Annotated in this window: 3 protein-coding genes; all 3 read left to right on the top strand. The window is 67.5% G+C overall.

The window, feature by feature from the left end:
• Window positions 1-1,064 (top strand): enolase C-terminal domain-like protein (locus WAW17_RS18270; protein ID WP_422334346.1); only part of this gene is annotated, 1,064 nt, incomplete at its 5' end.
• Between the two features lie 52 nt (window positions 1,065-1,116).
• Window positions 1,117-4,053, top strand: a complete 2,937-nt coding sequence (locus WAW17_RS18265) for an FAD-binding and (Fe-S)-binding domain-containing protein (protein WP_422334345.1) — start codon at window positions 1,117-1,119, stop codon at window positions 4,051-4,053.
• 10 nt (window positions 4,054-4,063) lie between these two features.
• On the top strand, window positions 4,064-4,214 hold a 151-nt coding region (locus tag WAW17_RS18260; protein WP_422334347.1), incomplete at its 3' end, for an FAD-dependent oxidoreductase.

Genomic DNA, 4,214 nt, shown 5'->3' with positions numbered 1-4,214 from the left:
CCGTCCCCACCGACAGCCCCGAGGCCGATGGCACCCTGGCCTGGGAGTCCACCACTCTGGTGCTGGTGCGGGTGTCCGCCGGTGGGCACGTCGGGACGGGGTGGACCTACGCGCCGCCCGCTACCGCTGCGGTGGTCACCGGGACTCTCGCCGACCTCGTCACCAGCCGGGACCCCATGCACGTGCCCGGCCTGCACGAGGCCATGGTCCGGGCGATCCGCAACGCGGGCCGACCCGGTATCGCCGGTTGCGCACTATCCGCGGTCGATATCGCCCTGTGGGACCTGAAGTCTCGGCTGCTGGCGGTGCCGCTGCACCGGTTGCTCGGCGCGGTCCACGACGCGGTGCCGGTGTACGGGTCCGGCGGGTTCACCACCTACACCGCCCACCAACTCGAGCAGCAACTGTCCGGGTGGGTGCGGGATCAGTCCATTCCCCGAGTCAAAATCAAGATCGGCGAAGGCCGCGGCACCCGCACCGACCGGGATCTCGACCGCATTCGGCACGCCCGCAACGTGATCGGCGGGGAAACCGAGCTGTATGTGGACGCCAACGGAGCCTACAGCCGCAAACAAGCGATCCGGGTGGCCGCCGACTCAGCGAGATGGGATGTGACGTGGTTCGAAGAACCGGTCTCCTCCGACGACCTCGACGGACTGCATCAGATCCGGCAGGCCGTGCGCCCGGACGTGACCGCGGGCGAATACGGCTACGACCTGGCCTACTTCGAGCGGATGTTCGCCGCCGGGGCGGTGGACTGCGTGCAAGCCGACGTCACCCGCTGCGGTGGCATCACCGACTGGTTGCGAGTGGCCGCCGTCGCCGCCGCCCACAACCTCGAGGTCTCCGGGCATTGCGCCCCGCATGCGCACGCCCACGCCGCCGCCGCGATCCCGAACCTGCGGCACCTGGAGTGGTTCCACGACCACGTCCGGATCGAACAGCGATTCTTCGACGGCGCCCTCGATCCCAGCGGCGGCAGCCTCCGACCCGACCCGGACGCTCCCGGGCACGGACTCACGCTGCGCGAGGCGGACATTGCGCCGTTCCAGGTCGGGAGTTGAGACCGATCACCACACCACCACGCCGCCGAACCCGTCTAGAAGGAGGCTTTCTGTGACCGTCGAGCATATCGGCAACGTGACACCCTTGTTCCGCGCTCTCGAACAGCGGCTGCGTGAAAGCGTCGATGGCGAAGTGCGCTTCGATCCCGGCTCGCGGGCTGCGTATTCCACCGATGCCTCCAACTATCGACAGGTCCCCATCGGGGTGGTCGTTCCGCGCAGTCCGGACGCCGCGGTCGCAGCGGTCGCGGTATGCCGGGAATTCGACGTCCCTGTCCTCTCCCGCGGTGGCGCCACCAGCCTGGCCGGGCAGTGCTGCAACACCGCAGTGATCCTGGACTGGAGCAAGTACTGCACCGAAATCGAATCCCTGGATACCGACATCGGCACACTGGTGGTGCAACCCGGCATCGCTCTCGACCGGCTCAACGATCAGCTCGCGAAGTGGGGGTGGATGGTGGGTCCGAAACCGTCCACCCACGTCAGCTGCACCATCGGCGGGATGATCGGTAACAACTCGTGCGGCTCGACCGCGCAGGCGTACGGGAAGATGGCCGACTCGGTCCGGCGGCTGGAGATCCTGACCTACGACGGGCACCGGATGTGGGTGGGCCCGACCGCGGCGGAGGAACTGGACCGCATCATTGAAGACGGGGGCCGGGTCGCGGAGATCTACCACGGCTTGCGGCAGCTGCGCAGCAGCTACGCCGACGAGGTTCGTGTCCGCTACCCCGACATCCCCCGCCGGGTATCCGGCTACAATCTTGATCAACTGTTGCCCGAGAACGACTTTCACGTCGCCCGCCTGCTCGTCGGATCGGAGAGCACCCTGGTCACCGTGCTACGGGCGGAACTGTCCCTGGTGAAGGTGCCGGCAGCGAACTCGTTGGCGCTACTCGGTTTCGATGACATCTGCGCCGCCGCCGATGCCGTTCCCCAGATTCTCGGACACTTCCCGGCCGCTTTGGAAGGGATCGACCACCGGTTGGTGCAGCTCGAACACAGCCAGCATCTCGCGGCAGCGGCACTGCGGGAACTGCCCGACGGAAACGCGTGGCTGATGGTGCAATTCAACGGCGACACCAAGGATGAAGCGGATGGCAAGGCCCAAGCCATGGTCGACGATCTCCATGACACGACCCCGAACGCGAAGATCCTCGACGACCCCGAGCACGAGAAACGGGTCTGGGCGGCCCGCGAAGCCGGACTCGGCGCCACCGCCTACCCGCCGAACGAACCGGAAACCCACGAAGGATGGGAAGACGCCGCCGTCCCCCCACACTCTCTCGGCAACTATCTGCGCGACTTCCGGAGGTTGCTGGACAAGTACGGGTATGGAACCGCTTCGCTGTATGGACATTTCGGGCAGGGCTGCGTCCACACCCGTATCCCGTTCGACCTGCGCACCGCCGCCGGAATCGCCCGGTACAGGTCCTTCGCGACCGAGTCCGCCCATTTGGTCGTCGACTACGGCGGGTCCCTGTCCGGTGAGCACGGCGACGGGCAATCCCGCGGTGAACTGCTGCCGATCATGTTCGGTGACCGCCTGGTCACCGCCTTCGAAACCCTCAAACAGATCTTCGATCCCGACAACCGGATGAATCCCGGCAAGATCGTCCACCCCTACCGCCTCGACGAGAACCTGCGGCAAGGAACCGACTATCTCCCGATCGAACCGGCCACCCACTTCGCCTACCCTGACGACGATCACCGGTTCAGCCGCGCCGCCGCCCGCTGCGTCGGCGTCGGCAGGTGCCGAGGCCACGAAACGGGGGTGATGTGCCCGTCCTACCGGGCCACCGGCGAGGAAGAGCACTCCACCCGCGGACGCGCCCGGTTGCTGTTCGAAATGCTCCAAGGCGACGTCATCACCGACGGCTGGAAATCCACCGCCGTCCGCGACGCACTCGACCTGTGCCTGTCCTGCAAGGGATGCCGATCAGACTGCCCCGTCAACGTCGACATGGCCACCTACAAGGCCGAATTCCTCGCCCACCACTACCGGCGGCGAATCCGGCCCCGCTCGCACTACGCGATGGGCTGGATCCCGCTGTGGGCCCGGCTGGCCGCCGTCGCCCCCACCCTGGTCAACACCCTCACCCACACACCAGGATTGTCGGCCGCGATCAAAACTGCCGGCGGCGTAGACCGCCGCCGACCCTTCCCGCGTTTCGCCAGGCAGCGCTTCACCGACTGGTATCTCCGACGACCACCCGAGCCACATGCCACCGGTCGTGGGCGGGTGGTGCTGTGGCCGGACACGTTCACCAACAACTTCGACCCGCATATCGCCGCCGACGCGGTGACCGTGCTCGAGGCCGCCGGCTTCACCGTCGACGTCCCCACCACTACGGTGTGCTGCGGGCTGACCTGGATCTCCACCGGCCAACTCGCCACCGCCACACACGTACTCACCCGCACCCTCGAGGTGCTGCAACCCGCGCTGCGGGCCGGCACCCCGATCGTGGTCCTCGAACCGAGCTGCGCAGCGGTGTTCCGCGCAGACCTGCCCGAATTGCTGCACGGCAACGAGGACGCCCAGCGGCTCGCGCAACAGACCGTCACCCTCGGTGAACTGATGCAGCACAACGCAGCCGACTGGCAGCCACCGCACCCTCGCAGCGTCTCGGCGATGATCCAGCCGCACTGCCACCAACACGCGGTCCTCAAGTACGACGCCGACGAGAAAACCCTGCGAGCGGCCGGAATCGACACCACCGTCCTCGACGCCGGATGCTGCGGCCTGGCCGGGAACTTCGGTTTCGAGCAAGGACACTACGACGTGTCCGTCGCCTGCGCTGAAGACACACTCCTCCCCGCGATCCGCAACGCGGATCCGGACACGCTGATCCTCGCCGACGGATTCAGCTGCCGCACCCAGATCCGCGACCTCGAACCCGGCGGAGCCAAAGCCCTGCACGGCGCGCAGGTTATCGCCGCCGCCGTCCGCGGCACCCCACCCGGCAACCTCGGCAACGACGGAAGGTGATGGGGTCGAGATGACCATTCCGGACCACGACGCCGTGGTGGTCGGTACCGGACCCAACGGCCTCGCCGCCGCGGTCATGCTGGCCCGCGCCGGACTCGGGGTGCTGGTTCTCGAAGCCCAACCCTTCCCCGGCGGTGGGTGCCGCACCGAAGAGATCGCCC

Source organism: Rhodococcus sp. (in: high G+C Gram-positive bacteria), from assembly GCF_049286785.1.
Classification (GTDB): domain Bacteria; phylum Actinomycetota; class Actinomycetes; order Mycobacteriales; family Mycobacteriaceae; genus Rhodococcus_F.
This window is presented reverse-complemented; position numbering and strand designations above follow the sequence as displayed.